This window comes from Arthrobacter koreensis, from assembly GCF_035792275.1.
GTDB lineage: Bacteria > Actinomycetota > Actinomycetes > Actinomycetales > Micrococcaceae > Arthrobacter_B > Arthrobacter_B koreensis_A.
Genome location: NZ_JAMWKK010000011.1, coordinates 63,102 through 83,816 on the forward strand (window position 1 = coordinate 63,102; position 20,715 = coordinate 83,816).

The 20,715-nt window shown below is 67.2% G+C and carries 18 protein-coding genes; 9 read left to right on the top strand and 9 right to left on the bottom strand.

Annotated features, from left to right (window positions below):
- Position 1 precedes the first annotated feature (1 nt).
- On the bottom strand, positions 2–1,246 hold the full coding sequence (locus NGB94_RS11775; RefSeq protein WP_325790835.1) for an aminotransferase class I/II-fold pyridoxal phosphate-dependent enzyme: 1,245 nt from the start codon (positions 1,244–1,246) through the stop codon (positions 2–4).
- 244 nt (positions 1,247–1,490) lie between these two features.
- Here NGB94_RS11775 and NGB94_RS11780 point away from each other — a divergent pair, with 244 nt between their 5' ends.
- From NGB94_RS11780 to coaD, 3 genes are all read left to right on the top strand, one after another.
- Positions 1,491–1,709, top strand: coding sequence for a hypothetical protein (locus tag NGB94_RS11780; RefSeq protein WP_325790836.1), 219 nt, complete (start codon positions 1,491–1,493; stop codon positions 1,707–1,709).
- A gap of 234 nt (positions 1,710–1,943) precedes the next feature.
- The gene (locus NGB94_RS11785; RefSeq protein WP_325790837.1) at positions 1,944–2,540 is read left to right on the top strand and encodes a polysaccharide pyruvyl transferase family protein; all 597 of its coding nucleotides are present in this window, start codon (positions 1,944–1,946) and stop codon (positions 2,538–2,540) included.
- A 36-nt stretch (positions 2,541–2,576) separates the two neighbouring features.
- On the top strand, positions 2,577–3,041 hold the full coding sequence (gene coaD, locus NGB94_RS11790) for a pantetheine-phosphate adenylyltransferase (protein ID WP_325790838.1): 465 nt from the start codon (positions 2,577–2,579) through the stop codon (positions 3,039–3,041).
- Here coaD and NGB94_RS11795 read toward each other — a convergent pair.
- Positions 3,038–3,622: a YdcF family protein gene (locus NGB94_RS11795; RefSeq protein WP_325790839.1), complete on the bottom strand. Its 585-nt coding sequence runs from the start codon at positions 3,620–3,622 to the stop codon at positions 3,038–3,040. The genes coaD and NGB94_RS11795 overlap by 4 nt on opposite strands.
- Positions 3,623–3,841: 219 nt before the next feature.
- Between NGB94_RS11795 and NGB94_RS11800 the strand changes: the two genes are divergently transcribed.
- The 4 genes from NGB94_RS11800 to mutM all read left to right on the top strand — a co-directional run bounded on the left by NGB94_RS11800 (position 3,842) and on the right by mutM (position 6,372).
- Positions 3,842–4,405, top strand: coding sequence for a YceD family protein (locus NGB94_RS11800; RefSeq protein ID WP_152227418.1), 564 nt, complete (start codon positions 3,842–3,844; stop codon positions 4,403–4,405).
- Positions 4,406–4,407: 2 nt separating this feature from the next.
- Positions 4,408–4,611 carry a 50S ribosomal protein L32 gene (gene rpmF / locus NGB94_RS11805; protein ID WP_055240805.1) on the top strand — a complete coding sequence of 68 codons (204 nt, stop codon included), beginning with the start codon at positions 4,408–4,410 and terminating at the stop codon, positions 4,609–4,611.
- A gap of 82 nt (positions 4,612–4,693) precedes the next feature.
- Complete coding sequence (rnc, locus tag NGB94_RS11810; RefSeq protein ID WP_325790840.1) at positions 4,694–5,401, top strand: ribonuclease III; 708 nt, start codon at positions 4,694–4,696, stop codon at positions 5,399–5,401.
- Between the two features lie 8 nt (positions 5,402–5,409).
- Complete coding sequence (gene mutM / locus NGB94_RS11815; RefSeq protein ID WP_325790841.1) at positions 5,410–6,372, top strand: bifunctional DNA-formamidopyrimidine glycosylase/DNA-(apurinic or apyrimidinic site) lyase; 963 nt, start codon at positions 5,410–5,412, stop codon at positions 6,370–6,372.
- Here the strand turns inward: mutM and NGB94_RS11820 are convergent, their stop codons facing one another.
- The 4 genes from NGB94_RS11820 to NGB94_RS11835 are packed head-to-tail and all read right to left on the bottom strand — an operon-like array spanning position 6,373 to position 11,834.
- Positions 6,373–7,191, bottom strand: coding sequence for a serine hydrolase domain-containing protein (locus NGB94_RS11820; RefSeq protein ID WP_325790842.1), 819 nt, complete (start codon positions 7,189–7,191; stop codon positions 6,373–6,375).
- A 10-nt stretch (positions 7,192–7,201) separates the two neighbouring features.
- On the bottom strand, positions 7,202–8,188 hold the full coding sequence (locus NGB94_RS11825; RefSeq protein ID WP_325790843.1) for an NAD-dependent epimerase/dehydratase family protein: 987 nt from the start codon (positions 8,186–8,188) through the stop codon (positions 7,202–7,204).
- Complete coding sequence (locus NGB94_RS11830; protein WP_325790845.1) at positions 8,185–10,815, bottom strand: alpha/beta fold hydrolase; 2,631 nt, start codon at positions 10,813–10,815, stop codon at positions 8,185–8,187. Before NGB94_RS11830 ends, NGB94_RS11825 begins: the two co-directional genes overlap by 4 nt.
- Entirely contained in the window at positions 10,809–11,834 is a 1,026-nt protein-coding gene (locus NGB94_RS11835; RefSeq protein ID WP_325790846.1) for a 3-oxoacyl-ACP synthase III, read from the bottom strand. The genes NGB94_RS11830 and NGB94_RS11835 overlap by 7 nt, the downstream gene beginning before the upstream one ends.
- A gap of 213 nt (positions 11,835–12,047) precedes the next feature.
- Here NGB94_RS11835 and smc point away from each other — a divergent pair, with 213 nt between their 5' ends.
- Positions 12,048–15,647, top strand: coding sequence for a chromosome segregation protein SMC (smc, locus tag NGB94_RS11840; RefSeq protein ID WP_325790847.1), 3,600 nt, complete (start codon positions 12,048–12,050; stop codon positions 15,645–15,647).
- 5 nt (positions 15,648–15,652) lie between these two features.
- On the opposite strand, the gene NGB94_RS11845 is transcribed toward smc, so the two are convergent.
- Positions 15,653–16,384: a glutamine amidotransferase gene (locus tag NGB94_RS11845; protein ID WP_325790848.1), complete on the bottom strand. Its 732-nt coding sequence runs from the start codon at positions 16,382–16,384 to the stop codon at positions 15,653–15,655.
- Positions 16,381–17,619 (bottom strand): MFS transporter, encoded by a 1,239-nt coding sequence (locus tag NGB94_RS11850; protein ID WP_325790850.1) that lies wholly within the window; start codon positions 17,617–17,619, stop codon positions 16,381–16,383. The genes NGB94_RS11845 and NGB94_RS11850 overlap by 4 nt, the downstream gene beginning before the upstream one ends.
- A 110-nt stretch (positions 17,620–17,729) precedes the next feature.
- Between NGB94_RS11850 and ftsY the strand changes: the two genes are divergently transcribed.
- Positions 17,730–18,932, top strand: a complete 1,203-nt coding sequence (ftsY, locus tag NGB94_RS11855) for a signal recognition particle-docking protein FtsY (RefSeq protein ID WP_325790851.1) — start codon at positions 17,730–17,732, stop codon at positions 18,930–18,932.
- Positions 18,933–19,001: 69 nt separating this feature from the next.
- On the opposite strand, the gene NGB94_RS11860 is transcribed toward ftsY, so the two are convergent.
- Positions 19,002–20,711, bottom strand: coding sequence for a hypothetical protein (locus NGB94_RS11860; protein ID WP_325790852.1), 1,710 nt, complete (start codon positions 20,709–20,711; stop codon positions 19,002–19,004).
- Between the last annotated feature and the right edge of the window lie 4 nt (positions 20,712–20,715).

Here is a 20,715-nt window from a genome sequence, read left to right on the forward strand (position 1 = left end):
CTCAAAGCACCTCGTTCAGGCGGGAAATGCGCTCAGCGGCTTCCTGCAGCACATCGAAGCGCTTGCAGAAGGCAAACCGGAGCATTGTCCTGGTCCGTTCCGCTCCGTCGGAATGGCAGAACATTGCCACCGGAATGGCTGCGACGCCCACCAGTCCCGGAAGCCGCCGGGCCAGTTCGGTGGCGTCACCGATGCCCAGGGGAGCGACGTCGGCGTTCACGAAATACGTTCCCTGCGGCTGGTAGACGTCCAGCCCGGCTTCGCGGAGGCCGGCTGAGAGCACATTGCGCTTGGCCCGGAGGGTTCCGGCGATGTCGGTGAAGAAGGCATCGTCCATCCGGAGACCGTCGGCGATGGCCGCCTGGAACGGGGAGCCGGAGCTGTAGGTCAGGAAGCTCTTGACGGCACGCACCGCGGCAATGAGTTCCGCGGGTCCGCTGATCCAGCCGATCTTCCAGCCGGTCAGGGAGAACGTTTTTCCAGCGGAGGAAATAGTCAGTGTCCGGTCTGCGGCACCGGGCAGCGTGGCCACCGGAATATGCCGGGGGCCGAACGTGAGGTGTTCGTAGACTTCGTCGGTGACAATCACGGCGTCGTGCTTCACTGCGAGGTCAACGATGCGCTGCAGGACTGCTTCCGGGAAGACGGCGCCGGTGGGGTTGTGCGGGTTGTTGACCAGGACTATCCGGGTGCGGTCGGTGAACGCTGCTTCCAGCGCAGCCATGTCCGGCTGGAAGTCCGGGACCAGCAGGGGAGCGGTGGTGTGCTTGGCACCGCTGAGGCCGATCATGGCGCCGTAGGAGTCATAGAACGGTTCGAAAGTCAGAACCTCGTCGCCCGGGCCGGCCAGTGCCAGGAGCGTGGCTGCGATGGCTTCGGTGGCGCCGGTGGACACCATGACTTCGCTCCCGGCGTCCAGCTGCAGGCCGTAGAACCGTTCCTGGTGTTCGGCGACGGCCTCGCGGAGCACCGGCAGCCCCATTCCCGGGGCATATTGGTTGGCCCCGGCCAGGATAGCTCTGCGGGCTGAGTTGCGGATCTCTGCCGGACCGTCCTCGTCCGGGAATCCCTGGCCCAGGTTGATCGCTTCGTGGGTACCCGCCAGGGCAGTGATCTCTTCGAAGATGGTTATGCCCAGGTTGCCGTCTGCGCCAAGCAGGTTTGCGCCGGCGGCTGTCCGCTGCCACGGTGCGGGCTGTCCGTCCCGGGAGTTCCGTAGCGGGCGGGTGCGCGGTGTTGAAGTCATGCTTTCCAGTATTACCTGCCGCGGCCGCGAAACGGGCCGCCGGTATAGTTGCTGGCGATTGGCCGCACCGTCCAGCCGGGCCCGGCCCGGTTCGGAAGCAGGAAAGGCAGGAAACATGGAGTCATCCCCGCTGCTGCGGCCTGCCGTGCAGCGTGAAGCCCGTGAAAAGACCCCAAAGTGGCAACCGGTCCACACCGGCAGCAGGCATGGACCTGCACTCAGGACCGGGGGCCACAGCTTCTCATTGGAAACCAGATCTGACGGAGGCGCGCCGCAGCTTTCAGTTACCGCCGTGGGCGAAGAACCGCGCCGGGTGCTGCGGAACGCACTCGTGGGCAGGTTTCCGCTGGTCCAGGACGAGGGCGAGCGGCACCTCCTGGGCGCCGCCGCAGCAGATCCCGCGGAGCTGCCGGCTTGCGCTGAGGAGTGGGCCCGGCGTCTCGGCCTGCTCATCAGCGGCTGACTGGATGCCTCGCTGGCTGGGGGAGCGGTTCCCGCCGGTTTCCTCAACCTGCTCTGGTGGGATGAGCGGCCCAACTTCGGAGACGCCGTCGGGCCGTGGCTCGCCAAACGTCTGAGCGGCCTCACCCCGGTGAACGGCAGGGGCCGACGGCTGGCAACACCCGCACTCGCCACGGCTGGGTCCATCGCGGGTTGGCTGGAACAGGACGGCTCCGGGATTTGGGGTTCAGGGCTGATGGGCCCCCTGGAAGGGGACAGCCTGGCCCGGCTCCGCAGCCTTGAAAACGTGCGCGTCCATGCTGTGCGCGGGCGGAACACCCGAAAGGAACTCGTGCAGAAAACGGGCTGGGAAGTGCCGGAGGTCTTCGGCGATCCAGCCCTGCTGCTGCCGCGCTTCCTCTCCGCCGGGGGCGCAGGCAGCACTGGAGGCATCGCCGTCGTGCCCCATCTGGACCACCGGAGCTGCACTGACGCCGCTGCGGGGCCGGGGATCACCATGGTGGATGTCCGGGAGGGCGTGGAAACGGTGGTCCGGAAAATCGCCGGGGCGGACGCCTGCGTCTCCAGTTCCCTGCACGGCATCATCGTGGCGCAGGCGTACGGCGTGCCGTGGGTGTGGCTGCGAGTCAGCGACCGCATTATCAGCGGAGACCGGTACAAATTCGACGACTTCTTCACCACGCTGGACGCCGGCGCCGTGCGGTCCTGTGACGTGCCTGCCGATGCGCTTTCACCCGGGCTGTTCGAGCAGCTTGCAGCCCGGGCTGCCCTGCCGGAACTCACCATCGGCCTGGACCCCCTGCTGCAGAGTTTCCCTCACCGCCGTGCCTGACCGGGCAACAGGCCGGCAACCGGGTAGATTCGTCTCATGCGACGCGCTGTATGCCCCGGATCCTATGACCCCATTCACAACGGCCACCTTGAAGTGATCGCCCGCGCCACGAACCTCTTCGACGAAGTGATCGTGGCAGTCTCCACGAACTATTCCAAGAAGTACCGGTTCTCCGAGGAAGAACGCCTGGAAATCGCGGCAGAGACGCTGGGTTCCCTGGCCGGAGTGTCAGTGCTGCCCATGGGACGCGGCCTGCTGGCGGATTTCTGCCGCGAACACGGTGCAAGCGCGATCGTGAAGGGACTGCGCTCGGTGCAGGACTACCAGTACGAACTGCCCATGGCCGTAATGAACCGCCAGCTTGCGGGCGTGGAAACCGTTTTCCTGGCTGCGGAGAACTCCTACACGCACCTCTCCTCAAGCCTGATCAAGGAAGTGGCATCCCTGGGCGGCGATATCACGGACTTTGTGCCGCGTGCTGTCCTGAAGCGGATGGGCTAGCCCACCGGGGAGCCGCAGGCCGGGCGCAGGAAGGCGGCCAGCAGTCCGCCGGTTTCCTCAACGAACCGGCCCAGCCACTGGCCTGCCGAAAGATCCGGTTCCGCGGCCACCATCCGCACCGTGGCATTGCTGCACTGCTCGATGTTCGCCTTGGCCCGGACCAGATGATAGGTGGACGTAACCACAATGATGTTGTCCCAGCCGTTGTCCGCTGCCAGCCGGGCAACGGACCGGGCTTCGCCGCGGGTCGTCAGCGGCGAAGGGGAGAAGCACTGTATGGCGGGGTCTTCGGTGTACTTGCAGACGATGTCCATGTTGGTGTTGCCCGGCGTGCTCGTCGTCGAGAGAACCAATACGGGGGCGCTGCCGGCGCGCATCAGTTCCCGGCCTACGGGCAGGCGCTCCGAGGCAGCACCGGCCAGGACCACGACGGCGTCGGCCGGTCCGGTTTCCCGTGCCGTCTGCGGGTAGTAGAAGAGGTTTACTGCCACCAGCAGCCAGACAAGCAGAACGGATACTGCGGCCGCTGTGGACACGGCGATGATCCGAAGCAGTCTGTTGCGGGAACGGGTAAGCAGCACACCCTAAGCCTAGGCGACGAGGGAAAGCCGCTCAGCACCGGCGCCGCCGCGTGGTGCGCAGGCAGTAGACTTGATCCGGAGACGGAAACCGGGAGTGCTTTCGGCTTGCCCGAACCCCGGTTTGAGAGATTCCGGCTCCTCAGGCTAAGATGATATGTCGGTCTATGTTCTACAGGAGTTCTCATTAGCGTTTCATCGCGGTCACAACCGAGTTCCCCCTTGGCAATTAATGTCAAGGATCTCGGGCGCAGCCCGGGAACCATGCGGACAATGCATGAGCATGTGCCGGCACCGAAAGACTTCGGTGTTGCGCTTATTGGCGTGCCGTTCGGATCGGACATTGAGCTCGATCTGAGGTTCGAAGCTGTACACGAGGGGATCCTGGTCTCGGGTTCCGCACTTGTTCCCGTCAAGGGGGAGTGCGGACGGTGCCTGGTTCCCATCGAGTACAACGAGGACGTCGATGTGCAGGAACTCTTCTACTACGAGGACACTGAGTCCTTTGAAGAAGAAGAGGAAGAAGAGCAACGCCGGATCGAGCGAGATGTAATCGATCTTGAACCGGTTTTGCGGGACGCAGTGGTAACTTCCCTGCCGTTCCAGCCGGTGTGCCGGGAGGACTGCGAAGGCCTTTGCTCCGAATGCGGGGCGCGCCTTGAGGAGGATCCGGGTCACCACCATGAAGTCGTGGATCCTCGCTGGGCAGCCCTTGCCGGGTTGGCTGGCACCGCCGCTGAAGATGCGGCAACAAGTACAGAGTCAGACGAGAGAGAAGAGAGTTAGTCGTGGCTGTTCCCAAGCGGAAAATGTCCCGCTCGAATACGCGTGCACGCCGGTCCCAGTGGAAGGCAACTGCGCCCAACCTGGTGAAGACCGTTGAGAACGGCCGCGTTACCTACAGCCTGCCCCACCAGGCCAAGGTCGTAACCGACTCCGCAGGTACCGCGCTGTTCCTTGAATACAAGGGCCGCAAGGTAGCGGACGTCTAAGACCAGTGAACGTCCCCTTTGCCGTCTGCCCCACGGGCAGCCGCTGGAGGGGGCGCACTGCTTTTCGGGGCACAATCAGCAAGTGAAAAATACTGAAGAGCTTCTGAAGCGTCTCGGCGTCGACATCGACGCCGAGACGCTTCGTCTTGCGCTCACACACCGCTCCTACGCGTACGAGCACGGCGGCATCCCCACCAACGAGCGCCTCGAATTCCTGGGCGACTCGATTCTGGGCTTCTCCGTGACCGATGCCCTTTACCGGGACAACCCCGATCTTTCCGAGGGCGAACTGGCCAAGCGCCGTTCCGCCGTCGTCAGCACCAAGGCGCTGGCATCCGTTGCCCGCCAGCTGCACCTCGGAGACTTCATCCTGCTCGGCCAGGGTGAAAAACTGACCAACGGCAAGGACAAGTCCTCCATCCTGGCGGACACCACCGAAGCGCTGATCGGCGCGGTCTACCTCTGCCACGGCATTGAAACTGCGCGCTCAATGGTCATGCGCCTGATCGGACCGCTGCTTCACGACGCCGACACCCTGGGCGCCGGAACCGACTGGAAGACCAGCATCCAGGAAATCGCTGCCGCCCGGAAAATGGGCGACATCGAATACCGGGTCACCGGATCCGGACCGGACCACTCCCGCAGTTTCGTCGCCGTACTGCACATTGGCGGACGTGCCTTCGGTACGGGAACCGGCAGGTCGAAGAAGGACGCCGAGCAGGAAGCCGCCGCCGACACCTGCCGCCTGCTCCGGGAGCAGGACGCAGTCCAGAGCCCTGCCGGCGCGTAGGCTGCGCCATGCCCGAACTCCCCGAAGTCGAGGTAGTGCGACGCGGCCTGGCCCGCTGGGTGCGCGGGCGCACCATCACCGGCGTCGAAATCCTCGACGTGCGCTCCATCCGCCGGCACGCCCCGGGTCCCGAGGACCTGCGCGGCAACCTTGAAGGAGCCCGCGTCCTGGACGTGGCCCGGCGCGGCAAATTCCTCTGGATGCCGCTGGTGGAGGCCTCAGCGCCCGACGCCGCACCCCCGTTCGCGCTGATGGCCCACCTGGGCATGAGCGGACAGCTGCTGATGGAAACCCCGGACCTGCCGGATGAAAAGCACCTAAAGGTCCGGTTCACGCTCAGCCCGGCATCGGACGCCGACGGCGAGCCGATGCCGGATGAACTCCGCTTCGTGGACCAGCGGATCTTCGGCGGAGTCTTCCTGGCCGACCTGCAGCCCACCCCCGACGGGGAGCCGGGCGGCCTCTCCGAAACGGGCCTGCCGCTGGTCCCCTCCGAAGCGGCGCATATCGCCCGGGATCCCCTGGACCCGGCGTTCTCCTTCGACGAGTTCTACCGCCGATTGCGTGCCCGCCGCACCGGCATCAAACGCGCCCTGCTGGACCAGGGCCTGGTCTCCGGCGTCGGCAACATCTATGCGGACGAGGCCCTGTGGGCTGCGAAGCTTCACTTCGCCCGGCCCACGGACACTATGCGCCGTGCCGATGCCCTGCGCCTCGTGGAAGCTGCTCGGGATGTGATGCTCCGCGCCCTCGAAGCCGGCGGAACCAGCTTCGATTCGCTCTACGTCAACGTCAACGGAGCGTCCGGCTACTTCGCCCGGTCCCTGAACGCGTACGGGCGCGAGGGCCAGCCCTGCCCGCGGTGCGAGGCAGCAGGACTCCCCACGCTTATCCGGCGCGACTCGTTCATGAACCGATCCTCGTATTCATGCCCGGTCTGCCAGCGGCGCCCGCGCAACGGCCGCTGGTAGTCAGCGCTCCCGCAGTTCGGCGACCAGCGCGTCGTTAAAAGCCGGCCATGTTTCGGCCGCCCAGGGGCCAAAGGCCCGGTCAGTGAGCGCAACGGCAGCTGTCTTGAGCTCCGGATCCACCCACAGGAACGTGCCCGACTGCCCGAAGTGCCCGAATGTCCGCGGGGAGTTGGACCCGCCGGTCCAGTGCGGCGATTTTCCGTTGCGGATCTCAAACCCCAAGCCCCAGTCATTTTCCGCCTGCCGGCCAAAGCCGGGCAGCACGCCGGTCAGGCCGGGAAAGACGACTGAGGTCGCGGTGGACAGGGACCCGGCGGAAACCAGCGAAGGAGCCTGCAGCTCCGCAGCGAAACGGGACAGGTCAGCGGCGGTGGAGACGGCTCCGGCGGCCGGAGAGCCCACCAGCGCAGTATCTTTCATGCCCAGCGGAACCAGCACCGCCTCGGAGAGGTAGTCGGCGAACGCGATGCCGGTGGCTGCTTCCAGATGCTCGCCCAGGACCTCAAAACCCGCGTTGGAGTACAGTCGGCGGGTTCCGGGTTCGTAGCGGACCGTGCGGTCGCCGAAATCGTAGCCGCCGGTGTGGGCCAGCAAGTGGCGGATCGTGGACCCATCAGGGCCGGTGGGATCATCCAGTGCAACGGCTTCCTCTTCCAGTGCCACCTGGAACGCGTAGGCGGTCAGCAGCTTGGTGACCGATGCCAGGGGGTACCGTTTCTGCTGGTCACCGGCGGTTCCAAGCACTGCGCCGTCGGCAGCGACGACGGCGGCGGAAACGTTTTCGGCGGGCCAGGAGCGGGTCTGTTCGAGAGTCTTCATCCCTGCCATCCTATGCGGCGTAGTGCTTGGCGAGCCGGGCCATGCCCTCCTCGACGGAGACCTCAGGCGTCCAGTCCAGAACCTGGCGGGTGTGCCGCTGGTCGAACCAGTGCGAGGTGGACAGCTGTTCGGCGAGGAACCGGGTCATGGGGGGTTCGTCTTCCACCAGGCCGCGGGAACCGGCGGCAAGCCAGGCCCTTTCGATGACGCTGCCCGCGCCGCGGGCGAGCCAGCCCGGAACGCTGAGGGACGGAGACGGAATGCCTGCGGCGGCGCAGATGCCGCTGATCATTTCCCGGACCATGCGCGGCTGGCCGTTGGTGACCACCAGCGCCTGCCCGTGTGCCTGTTCTATCCGGTCGAGTGCGCGGGCAATGGCAGCGGCTGCGTTGTCCAGGTAGGTGGTGTCGATCAGTGCGGCACCGCCGTCGAGCAGCGGGAGTCGTCCGGACCGTGCCCGGTCCATCACGCGTTCCACCAGCTGGGTGTCGCCGGGACCCCAGACAATGTGCGGGCGGATCGCTGCGACGCGGAAACCGGGGGAGTCCGCTGCGAGGGCCAGGAGCTCTGCCGCGGCCTTGGACCGGGCGTAGTTGCCGCGTGCCCGCTCGGGGTCCGCGGTCCCGGCCCCGGCTCCGGCGATCGGCTCACCGAAGTGGGCCACCGACGGGGACGAGACGAACACGACGTCGCGCACGCCCGCCGCTCGGCCCGCAGCCAGGATGTTGCGGGTGCCTTCGATGTTGGTGGCCTGGAATTCGGACCACTCACCGGTGAAGGACACCTTCGCAGCAAGGTGTACGACGGCGTCCATTCCGGACATGGCTGCGTCCACTGCGTCCCGGTCCGTTATGGACCCCGAGAAGGACTCCAGTCCGGGAACCGCGGCAGGGCGCCGCTGCAGCGTGCGAACATAGTGGCCCTGCCCGGCAAGGACGCCGGCAACGGCACCGCCCAGCAGGCCGCTGGCTCCGGTGACGAGTATCCGGCGGCTCATCGGCGTGCTCCCGGTGCCGGAATGCGGCCCCCTGCCAGTACCCGGGCAGCCCAGGCACCCAGCACGGAGCGGTCGATCTTCGAGTTATGGCGGATGTCCGTAGGCATCTGCGGGAGCACCAGCACCGCGGCCAGGTCCAGGCCGCAGCGTTCCGCAACGGCGGAGCGTACTTTGGCAGCCAGGGAATCCGCTGCGGGGCCGGGGCGGCGGACGCCGTCAACGGTCTCCACCACGGCCACGGGAACCTGGGTTCCGGCCGGTCCGACGCCCACGAGGGCAGCCAGCCGGACAGCGGTCACCGACTCGGCGGCCTGCTCGGCAGCCACCGGGGTCACCGGGCCCGACGGCGTGGTGAGCACATGGCCCAGCCTGCCTTCTACCCAAAGCCGGCCGTCGGCGTCGAAATGGCCTACGTCTCCGGTCCGGTGCCAGCCCGGCAGGGAACTGCTGTGCGACTCGGTGATCCAGAGCCGGTCGTACCGGTCCTTCACATGCGGTGCGCTGACCAGGATTTCACCGGTGATCCCGGATGCTTCCGAGATCGTGCTGCCGGACGTGCCGTCGGCGGCCAGCGGAGCCAGCGCCACCCGGGCGCCGGCCACTGCCGTGCCGACGCACACGCCGTTGCCGGCGCCCGCCTTGCGGATCTGTTCCAGGCTGATGTCCGTGACCGGCAGCGCTTCGGTCATCCCGTAGGGAGTGTGGAGCGCGGCGGCCGGAACCAGGTCCTGGACGCGGGTCAGCAGTGCCTCCGGGATGGGAGCCCCCGCGGAGAGCAGCAGCTCAACCTTGCCCAGGGCGGCCCGCTGGGCAGCGTCCAGGTTCCCGGAGGTGGCCAGCACGTTGCTCAGTGCGGCGGGGGAGGCGAACACAGTGGTTGCCTGGACGGCAGCCGCGGCGTCTGCCAGGGCAGCTGCGCTGAGCGTACGAGGTGCGGTGACATCCATGTCCGGGGTAACCGACGTCGCGCCCAGGGCCGGCCCCAGCAAAGCGAACGGGGCAAAACCTGCCACCAGAGAGGATCCTGCCTTGAGGTTGTACGTCCGGCGCAGGGTGTCCCGCATGGCAGCCAGCCGGCGGTGGGTATAGACGGCACCCTTGGCAGGCCCGGTGGAGCCGGAGGTGAAGAGCACGGCGGCGTCGGCATCGGGGTTGACCTGCCATTCCGGGACGGCTTGACCGGTTCCTGCGGCGGTGAGCTCCGCGACGGTGTGCGCTGCGCCCAGCAGGCGCCGCCTGGCCGGGGAGACTTCGCCGGCGAGGACCCGGACGCCGGGCCAGCCGAAGAGCCGTGCTCCGGTGAGTCCGCGTTCAATGCCGACGATGAAGTCCGGTCCCGCGCCCTTGATGGCGCGGCTCAGGCCCTTGGAACCGAGCCCTGCGTCGGCGACCACTACGACGGCGCCCAGCCGAAGGCAGGCGTAGATAAGGGTGGTCAGTTCGCTGCCCGGCGGCACCAGCAGGTTTACCCGGCTTCCGGGCCGCACGCCGACGCCGGCGAGTCCGGCGGCCAGCGCGTTGACTCGGGCGCCAAGTTCGGCCCAGGACAACACGGCCGGTGCCTGCCCGGACGCTGCCGGGGCCATGTCCACGACGGCAGGTGAATCGTCTCCGGCGCGCTCATCCAGTTCGGCGAGCATGGACCTGAACGACGCCTGTTCCGCCGGTTTCGCGGCGGCAGGCTTGGCTGATGCCCGGGCGCCCTGGACGGAGTCCAGCCAGGCGAAGACAGGAGAGGCAATGTCACGGTCCTCGGCCACCAGGTGTCCGGCACCCTCAAAGCGGTGCACATCGGCCTGCGGAAGACGGCTGACCAGGTCGCGGAGGTACCGGTCGGAGAAGACCGGGTCTTTCGGGCCCCAGAGCGCCAGCACGGGCACGTCCAGGCCACGGATGCCTTCAGCGACGCGGGTCAGAGTCCGGTAGCTCGGATGGCTCTCGTCCGCAGGAATGTCGGCGACGAAGTTGCCGACGCCGGAGCGCCGGGCCGAGGAGCGGTAAGGCTCGGCGTACGCCTGCCGGATTTCGGGGCGGAGCGCCGGGCGGGCCAGCGAATGCGTGACGCGCAGGAAAGCATCGGTGCTTTTGGTGCCCCAGCCGTGCACGGCCGGGTGCAGGGCCAGCTTCAGCGCCGGCGGCAGGGAGAACCCGGCGGGATGGACGGCAGTGTTGGTGAGGACCACGCCGGCGAGCTGTTTGCGGTGGGCCAGTGCCCAGCCCAGGGAGATGATGCCGCCCCAGTCATGTCCCACGCTGACTACCGGTCCGGTGAGGCCAAGGGCCCGCGTCAGGTCACCGAGGTCGGTGATCCGGTCAGCGAGCCGGCGGAAGGTGCCGGTGCGGTCGGAATACCCCATGTCCAGCTGGTCCACGGCAATGACCCGCCAGGGCCGCTCCGCCGTGCTGCCTGCCGCTGCCAGCGTGCGCCAGAGGTAGGACCAGGTGGGGTTGCCATGGACGCAGAGCAGGGTTCCGGCTGGTTCGACGCCGCGGGCAGCGAGGTCCGGTGCGTTGTCCAGCAGGTGCCAGGTTCGTATGGTCCCGGGCGCATCAACGGCAGCGGTGGAAGGCACCTGGACATGGCGGGACCACGCGGCCGGAACTCCGGGCCAGAGTTCAGCTACCACGCGATTTCCATCATGGTGGTGTTCAGGCCGGAGCCGACCCCCATGCACAGCACCCGGTCTCCGGGATGCAGGGTGCGGGCTTCCTGCGCCAGGGTCATCGGCAGTGAAGCGGGGCCAACATTGCCCCAGCGCGGGAAGGTGATCGGAACGCGTTCCTTGTCCAGGTCCACGGCCTTGATGATGGCGTTGGTGTAGGAATTTGAGACCTGGTGGGTGACGTAGCGGTCCATGCCCTTCCAGTCCCAGCCGTTCTCCTGTGCTTCGTGCCAGGCGGTGACGACCAGGTCAAGGCCGCCCTCCAGCAGTCCCTTGGTATCGGTGTACATGCCGCCCTCACCGCCGACACAAAGCTCGTGGTGCTCGGTGCCGGCCCGGGAGACTCCGCCGAGGATGCGGTGCGAACCGGGGTGGTCTCCGGCCCTGCCGATCACAGCGGCCGCGGCGCCGCTGCCCAGCGTCAGCGTCGCGAATTCGCGCAGGTAGTCCTGCCGGGTTGAATCCTCGCGGTTCAGCCGGCCGAACGTGGCCTCCTGCACACCCTGCGAGTCTTCCCCCGCCACGATCAGGGCATAGTCGATCTGCCCGGATTCAATCATGTTGGAGGCCATCGTGATGCCGTTCACGAACCCGAGGCAGGCATTGGCGAGGTCGAAGTTCAGGGCAGAGGACGGCAGGCCCAGGTGGTGGTGGATCTTCACTGCCACGGAGGGCTCGAGGTTCTTCCGTGTCACGGAGGTGTTGATGAGCAGGCCGATCTGGGAAGGCTCGACCCCGGCCTCGGCCATTGCCTTCGCACCTGCCTCGATTGCCCCGTCCTCGAAAGTCGACCCGGGGGCCCACCATCGGCGCTCGCTGACGCCGGCTACGCGCTCCAGCAGTCCCTTGGATAACCGCAGCCGTTTCAGGGACGGCGAGAGCCGTTCGTCAAACTCGTGCGAACTGACAACAACGGGCGCTTCTACGCTCTTGACGCTCAGGAGTGCGGTGTTGGTGTGGTGGAAGTTGAAGTTCCCGCTCAAAATGCCTGCCTTGTCTGCTGCCAAAAAAGATCGCGGTCCGGGCCCGGTCAAGCCCGTAACGGCGCCGTCGAACCATATGATTCTCTAAGAAGCCTACTTTCCTGCCCGGCCTGGAACGCGCGAAATCCCGGATTACGCTCTGCGAGTACTGCGCTTAAGTGTGGAGTACCGTCCGGCTTTAAGGAATCTTCCACAAACGAGAGACAGAGGCCAGTGCACTTAAAAACCCTCACGATGCGGGGCTTCAAGTCCTTCGCGTCGGCCACCACCTTCGAGTTTGAGCCGGGAGTTACCGCCGTCGTCGGTCCCAATGGCTCAGGCAAGTCCAATGTGGTGGACGCCCTGGCCTGGGTGATGGGGGAGCAGGGCGCGAAGACCCTGCGCGGCGGAAAGATGGAAGACGTGATCTTCGCCGGCACCTCCGGGCGCCCGCCGCTGGGCAGGGCGCAGGTCTCGCTCACCATCGACAATTCCGACGGTGCCCTGCCGATCGACTATTCCGAAGTCACCATCTCCCGCACCCTGTTCCGGGCCGGTGGCTCCGAGTACGCCATCAACGGGGCGCCCTGCCGGCTGCTGGACATCCAGGAACTGCTCTCAGACTCCGGGCTGGGCCGGGAAATGCACGTCATCGTGGGCCAGGGCCAGCTGGACAAGGTTCTGCACGCTTCCCCGGAAGACCGCCGAGGGTTCATTGAGGAAGCGGCCGGGATCCTCAAGCACCGCCGCCGGCGGGAAAAGACAGTCCGCAAGCTGGACGCAATGCAGGCTAACCTGGCCCGCCTCACGGACCTGACGGCTGAGCTGCGGCGCCAGCTGGGCCCCCTGGGCAAGCAGGCAGCCGTGGCCCGCCGGGCTAAGCAGGTACAGCTGGATGTGCGGGATGCCCGCGCCCGCCTGCTCGCCGATGACATCGTGACCCTGGCTGCGGCAGTGGAGGAAGACACCGCTGCGGAGGCGGCACTGCGCTCGCGGCGGCAGCAGGTGGAACAGGAGGCTGCCGCCCACGGCGCGCGCCTTGCAGAACTCGAACGGCTTGCCGCCGAAGCGACGCCGCGGGTCAACGCCGCCCGGGAGGCCTGGTACGCGCTGTCTTCAGCCCGGGAGAGGCTGCGGTCGCTGGCTGCGCTTGCCCAGGAACGCCGGCGGCTGCTGGGCTCCGCAGAACCTGCTGCGGATCCCGGACGCGACCCGGAGAAACTCCAGGCTCAGGCAGAACGGGTGCGCTCCGACGCCGAACAGCTCGCCGCCGACGCCGCTGAGCGTGAAGGCATGCTCGAAGACGCTGTGGAAGTCAGGGCTGCGGCGGAGGAAGAAGCTGCTGCGGAAGAGCGCCGGCTGGCGGCGCTGCTGCGTGCTGCGGCGGACCGCAGGGAAGGCCTCGCCAGGCTCTCCGGCTCGGTGTCGGCCGCGCGTTCCCGCGTGGAGGCTGCCGAAGCTGAGCTGGGCAGGCTCCGCGGCTCGATCGCGCAGGCCGAAGAACGCCGGCGCAGGGCCGAAGCGGACTTCGCTGCGCTGGAACAGGAAGCCGCGGGCGCCGAGTCCGGAGAGGAAGGCCTGGACGCCGAATACGAGGAAGCGACCGAGGCGCTGGACGCCGCGGAGGCACGGCTGGCGGAACTGGTGGAAGAGGAGAGGCAGGCGGTCCGGGACCGGGAGACCCTGACGGCCCGCCGTGATGCGCTTGCGGTGGGGCTGGACCGGAGGGACGGGTCCAGGGCACTGCTTGATGCGGGACTCGACGGCGTGCTCTCACCCCTTGCCGATCTGCTCACCGTGGCACCCGGCCATGAACGCGCGCTCAGCGCAGCGCTGGGCCCGGCGGCCGAAGCGCTCGCAGTGCGCGACAGCGCCAGCGCAGTCCAGGCGCTGAAGACCCTCAAGGATTCCGACCTGGGCCAGGCCAGCCTGGTAGTAGCTGGCGGGCCGGACATCGAGGAGCCGGCGGCAGGACGCGCTGGCCTTCCCGCCGGCTGCGTCTACGCCGCCGACCTGGTGGAAGCGGCCCCGGACGCCGCGCCTGCCGTGCGCTCCCTGCTGCGTACCGCCGTCGTCGTTGATTCGCTGGAACAGGCCGCGGCGCTGCTGGCTGAACACCCCGGGCTCAGGGCGGTCACCGTTGAGGGCGACGTGCTCACCGCGTTCACGGTTTCCGGCGGATCCAGCACCGCGCCCGGACTAATCGAAATCCAGGCCGCCGTCGAGGAGACCCGGACCCGGCTGGATGAGGCAACAGCCCGGGCCGAAAAGGCGCGGTTCGCGATCGCCGAGGCACGGACGGAGCGGGATAGGGCGAAGGCACGGTCCGACGCCGCGCTCGCCGTGCTGCATGAATCCGACGCCCGGCTCGCGGCAGTAGGGGAGCGGCTCGGGGCGCTTGGCTCGGTGCTGCGTTCGGCAGCCGGCGAAGCGGAACGGCTGGCGCGGCTGGCCGAGGCCGCCGAAGCCAATCTGGCCGGAGAACAGGCAAAACTCGCCGAAGCCGCACAGCGGCTGTCCGCGGCGCAGGAGAACCCGGAAGAGACTGCAGAACCGGCGACTGACCGCCGCGACGCCCTGGCGCTCGCGGCCGCGCAGGCCCGGCAGGCGGAGATGGACGCCAGGCTGTCCCTGCGTTCGGCCCAGGAACAGCTGGCTGCGGTTTCCGGGCGGGCTGAATCCCTGGAGCGGGCGGCGGCCGCCGAACGGCGGGCACGGGCAGCGGCAGCAGAGCGGGCACGGGTGCGTGCCGCCCAGGCTGCCCGAGCGCAGGCCGTCGCTGATGCTGCCCTGCAGGCCGGACGGTGGGCGGAAGTTTCACTGGAGGCCGCCGCTGCTGAGCGGGACCAGGCGGAAGCCGTCCGGGCTGAATTCGACGCCGAGCTCACCGCCCTGCGCGCCGCAAATGCTGAAGCAGCAGCCGAGCTGGCCAAGCTGACGGACTCCGTGCACCGCGACGAGCTGCTCCGCGCGGAGAAACGCCTGCGGATCGAGGCGCTGGAAACACGTGCCGTGGAGGAGCTCGGAATCACCGCGGACAACCTGGTGGCCGAGTACGGCCCCGACCAGCCGGTTCCCGTCCCTGCGGAGGCGGGCGAGGGGGCTGGAAAATGGGCTGCCCTGCACGTGCCGGTGGACGAGGAGGGAAACCCGGTTACCGAGGGGGTGCCCTACAACCGCGCCGAGCAGGAGAAACGGCTCAAACGGGCCCAGCGGGACCTCTCCGCGCTGGGCAAGGTAAACCCGCTGGCTCTGGAAGAGTTTGCCGCGCTCGAAGAACGGCACTCCTTCCTCAGCACCCAGCTCGAGGACCTCAAGGCCACCCGGAAGGACTTGCTGGATATCATCCGGGAAGTGGACCAGCGGGTGGAGGAAGTCTTCACTGCGGCTTTCCACGACACCGCTGTCCAGTTCGAGCGGGTTTTCGGCCGGCTCTTTCCCGGCGGGGAAGGGAAACTGGTCCTCACCGACCCGCAGGACATGCTCACCACGGGGATCGAGGTGGAGGCCCGCCCGGCGGGCAAGAAGATCAAGCGCCTCTCCCTGCTCTCCGGCGGAGAGCGCTCGCTGACGGCGGTCGCGCTGCTGGTGGCGATCTTCAAGGCCCGTCCCTCACCGTTCTACGTCATGGACGAGGTTGAGGCCGCACTGGATGACACCAACCTCGGCCGGCTGATCACCATCTTCGAGGAGCTGCGCGAGTCCAGCCAGCTGATTGTCATTACGCACCAGAAGCGGACCATGGAAGTGGCCGACGCCCTGTACGGCGTGTCGATGCGCGGCGACGGAGTCTCGGCAGTGATCGGCCAGCGGCTGGCCGGCGCGCGGACATAAGCCGTTTAGCGGGCGTAGCGGGCAGTGAAGTTGCGCAGGATCAGCGGAGGGGCAGAGACCCGGGCCGGACGCACTGAATCCATCACCGTCTCGGCCTCTTCCGGCGGGAAATAGCCGGCGTTGCGGTAGACCGAAATGCGGGTCAGCAGCCCAGCAACGTCCAGCTCCGGATGGAACTGGGTGGCGTAGAGGTTTTGCCGCACCCGGAACATCTGCACCGGGCAGGTGGGGGAACCGGCCAGGTTCACCGCATGCGGGGGCAGCGTGAGGACGGCTTCCTTATGGCCCACGAACGCATCGAAGGTGTCCGGCAGGCCCTCCAGCAGGGGATCCCGGCGTCCCTCGGGCGTGAGGGTAACCGGAACGGCGCCAATCGCCTCGCCGTAGGTGCGGTCGACGACGGCACCCTGGTGCCGGCCCAGGGTCCCCACCCCGTAGCAGGCGCCCAGGAACGGAAAGTCCTCCGCGACCACGGTGTCCAGCAAGGAGGCGAGTTCCTTTTCAACCCGAAGCTGCAGCATTGACTTGCTCTCTTCCGGGTCGGAGGAGTTGAACGGGCTGCCGCCCACGATGATGCCGCTGTAGTCCGCCAGGTCGATGGCGGGCAGGGGAGCAGCTTCCATTCGTACCCGGTGCAGCTGGCGGGGTTCCAGACCTCCGAAGTGCAGGTAGGACTCGTATTCCTCCTCGGCGGCGCCGTCTTCGGCTCGGGTGGCCAGGAGCAGGAAGGGCTTCATTCCTCGATGGTAGTGCTGCGGGAACGCATCCTCGCCACCCGCTGCTCCGGTGCCAGGGATTCCCGGGCCGTGAGCCAGATCAGCAGCGCCACCAGTGCGGTGGCGCCGGTGACAGCGAAGGCCCAGGTATAGCCGAGGGTGTCGGCCAGCACGCCGGCAAGAATGGGGCCGAGGATCGCACCGGTATCGGCGGACATCTGGAATGCCGCCAGGACCTTGCCGCCGCTGCGTTCGGAACCAACGACGTCGGCCACCGCCGCCTGCTGGGCCGGGTTGAGGAGGCCAGTACCCATCCCGGCTATGGCGGAGACCACCAGGAACATCGCCACCGACCCGCAGAAGCCGATTGCCGCGGTGGCGGCACCATTGATGGCCAGGCCCGTGATCACCAGGGGTTTGCGGCCCCATGAGTCCGCGAGTTTGCCGGAGAAGGTGAGCGCCAGCGCCGTTCCGGCAGCGAAGGCGGTCAGGGAGATGCCGGCGATCTCGGGGCCGGCCGAAAGCACCGCGGCAGCGAAGAGCGGCAGCAGTGAGTTGCGTACGCCGAAGGAAGACCAGCCATTGGCGAAGGAAGAGACCATCGCCGCGCGGTAGGCCGAGTCGGAGAGCGCCTCGCGGACGCTAAGGTGCTCCCGCTCTGCAGGCTTTTCCCTGGCGCCCGCCGTTCCGCGTGCATCCCGCAGCAGGTAGGCGACGACGACGGCGGCCACCAGCAGAGCTGCTGCGTACACCAGGAAGGGGACCCGCAGGCCAAACCCTGCCAGCAGGCCGCCGAGCAGCGGACCGCCAATGTTGCCCAGCAGGAAGGACGAAGCATAGGCGCCGGAGATCCGGCCTCGGATGGCGGGCGGGGCAAGGCGGATGATCAGGGCCATGGCGGAAATGGTGAACATGGTCGATCCGATGCCGCCGAGACCGCGGAAGATCAGGAGCTGCCAGTAGCTTCCGGCGAAGGCGCACGCTGCAGTTGAGAGGGCCACGATCAGCAGGCCCATTACGTAGACCGGGCGTTCGCCGAGTTTCTCCAGGAGGGCTCCGCCCGCCGGGGCGAAGATCAGCCGGGTGAAGGCGAACGCACTGACCACCACGGAGGAAGCCGTCACGCCGACGTTGAAACTCTGCGCGAACTGCGGCAGGACCGGCGCCACCAGGCCAAAGCCAAGGGCGATCAGGAAAGCCGCGGCGATGAGGACCTTGATTTCGCGGGGGATGGGAATCCGGGGTGAACTGGCCATGATGTTTTGATTCTTGCAGATCCCGGCTGGTTTGCGTGCCGGTGCCGGCGGGGCAGAAGGCAGCGTCCGGCGGGTGCCCGGCGGCGGGCCCGTATGACATGCTGGAAAGCGTGAATGAGACTCTTTCAATTGTGATCTATGTGGTCATTGGGCTGGCTGTTGTCGGTTCGCTGGCAGCCTTGCTGGTCCGCACGCGCCGCACGCCCAAGGGGATGTACCCCACGAAGCGCGACGCAGACGACCTGCCCGGCGGCAGCGGAGCGACCTCCGTCCTGGACCGTCCCGGAACCGCTGAGCCGGAAGCCGACTCAACACTCACCGTTCCGGACGACCTGCGGGACCTGGAAGAAGCTCCCGCCGAACCCGAAGCTCCTGCGCTGGAGAAACCGGAACCGGTCCAGGGCCGCCTGGCCCGCCTGCGCGCCCGGCTGGCCAAGTCCAACAATGCCCTGGGCAAGGCGCTGCTGGCGCTGCTCTCCAGCGACAAGATCGACGAGGACGTCTGGGACGAGATCGAGGAAACCCTGCTGCTCGCAGATCTCGGCACCGAACCCACAACCGAACTTGTCGACGCCCTGCGCGAACGGGTCCGCATCTCCGGCAGCCGCGATCCGCAGGAAGTCCACGCCATGCTGCGCGAGGAACTGATCAAGCTGGTGGATCCGTCCATGGACCGTTCCCTCGCCGTGGACCGGCATGCCGACAAGCCCGCCGTCGTGATGGTGGTTGGCGTGAACGGCGTCGGCAAGACGACAACCGTGGGCAAGCTCGCCCGCGTCCTCGTGGCCGAGGACAAGGACGTTCTCCTTGGAGCAGCAGATACGTTCCGTGCAGCCGCTGCTGAGCAGCTCGCAACCTGGGGTCAGCGCGTGGGCGTTCCCACCGTGCGTTCCGAGGTCGACGGCGCGGATCCGGCGTCGGTCGCGTTCGAAGCCGTGAAGGCAGGCATCGACGGCGAAGTGGACACCGTGCTCATCGACACCGCCGGCCGCCTGCAGAACAAGGTCGGCCTCATGGACGAGCTGGGCAAGGTCAAGCGGGTCATCGAAAAGCAGGCCGAGGTGGACGAGGTGCTGCTGGTCCTTGACGCCACCACCGGACAGAACGGTCTTACCCAGGCGAAGGTCTTTGCCGAAGTCGTGAACATCACCGGCATCGTGCTCACGAAGCTGGACGGAACCGCCAAGGGCGGAATCGTCGTCGCGATCCAGCGCACCCTCGGCGTGCCGGTCAAGCTAGTGGGGCTCGGCGAAGGCCCGGATGACCTGGCTCCGTTCGACGCTGAAGGTTTTGTGGACGCGCTGCTTTCCTAACAGCTCGAAAACGATAAAGGGCCCCCGCACCAGTCTTGGTGCGGGGGCCTTTTGGCCGCTTGTGAAGGGCTACGGCTGGAAGGTGAAGTTCAGGACAGTCACGGTTCCCGCGGTCAGCGCGAACTTCTGAGAGGTGGAGCCATATTCAAATCCCGGCAGGGTGAGCCTTTCGGCCACGGGGACGGCTTCGGTTCGCCCGCCGTCGATCAGCGTGCCGTCCTCTGACGCGTAGGAAGGACCAGTCAGCTGGGACATGGCCGCGGTGAGGGGCCGGGCCGGAAGCTCCAGGTTCACCTCCATCTGGGCGTCCGTCTCCGGATTATTGGCGTTGATGATGACCACGCTGATGCTTCCATCCTCATGGTGGACGGCGTATGAGTGGCTCAGGCCGCCGCCGTTCTCCTCGCGCTGAAGGAAATCACCCGGAGCCATCTCGGCAACCATCGACAAGCCGAAGTAATTCGCCCTTTCGTTGACCGTTCCGTCCGGCTGGAGGTAGTCGCCCCCAGTGCAAATCGCGGACATGGGCGGACCGCCTGTGCAAGTGATCAGGGAAGAGTGGTAGCTGAGGCGGCTAATGCCCATTTCCGCTCCGCTGAGTGCGTAGTCGGCTGCCCACAGGGCGGACGCGTGGGTCTTGGTGGTTTCATTCGATCCAGGGCAGGCTGAGACGCCTGCTTCGGTGATCCAGGTCTCCAGCCCGGCCGCGCTGGCCGGCTCCAGTGCGGCTTCGCGGTATCCGTTGCCGTGGTCATGGATCCGCTGCGATACGAGGTTGGCCAGGGTCGGTTCGCCGTACGGGTCAGCCTTCCCGTCGCAGACCGAGAGCGGGTAGTGGTGGAAGGAGAAGATCTTCTCCTGTGGCAGGTCCACCTTGGTGAACGGCTCCCACCACGGCTGGGTGTACACGCCGGGGCCGATGATCTTTACTTCGGGAGCGGCCGCATAGATCGCCTCGGCGTAGGCCTTGAGCTCTACCAGGTAGTCGTCCGAGGTCCAGGATGGGTCGCGCAGTCCGTTGGTGGGGTATCCGTTGGGCTCGTTGCCCACGGTAATGCCCGCCAGACGGTCACCGAAGATCCGGGCAGCGTGGCCTGCCATGTCCGCAGCGCGGGCAGGATCGTAGTTGCCCAGGTCCACGGTGAGGTTGACTGTGCCGTCAACGGCTTCGATCAGCGTTGCCACCCGTTCCAGATCTGCCGGTGTGACGGCTCGTACCGGGTGGGCCTTGTCGCCCTTCAGGTTTCCTGGAAGAGGCTCCCCTGCAGACGTCCAGAAGAAGCGGCGGTCTACGGCGTTCCCGCCGAACCGCAGCAGCGGCTTGCCAAGGCCGGAGAGCGCCTGAACCATTTCCGGGTTGTCCCCTGACAGGGCCGGGTCAGCCAGGTCAGTAGCTTCCAGGGACAAACCAACCAGTCCTTCGGGGAGGCTGGTCCCGGAAGTTTCGGCGCCAACCTGCAGCGAGAGAGACTCCACTGCGTTCAGGGGTGAACCGGCAGGAGGTCCAACCTGGTTGTAATAGGTGAACTCGGGGGCAGGGGGAAGCGGATCGGGCTGGTCTTCAATAACCTTCACGCCCGCAGCACCGGCCGGTTCGCCCTCGTCGTTCAGGGTGAGCGGAACGGCAACACCCGCGGCGATGACCAGGACCGCGGCTGCTCCGCCGGCGATCCAGCGGCTGCGTTTCTTCCGGGAACCACGGCGGGAACGCAACGTCCCGTCCGGCTCCGCGGGCACCGGGCGTGATCCCGGTCCGGGCAGGGGTGTGTTCTCTGGCATAAGG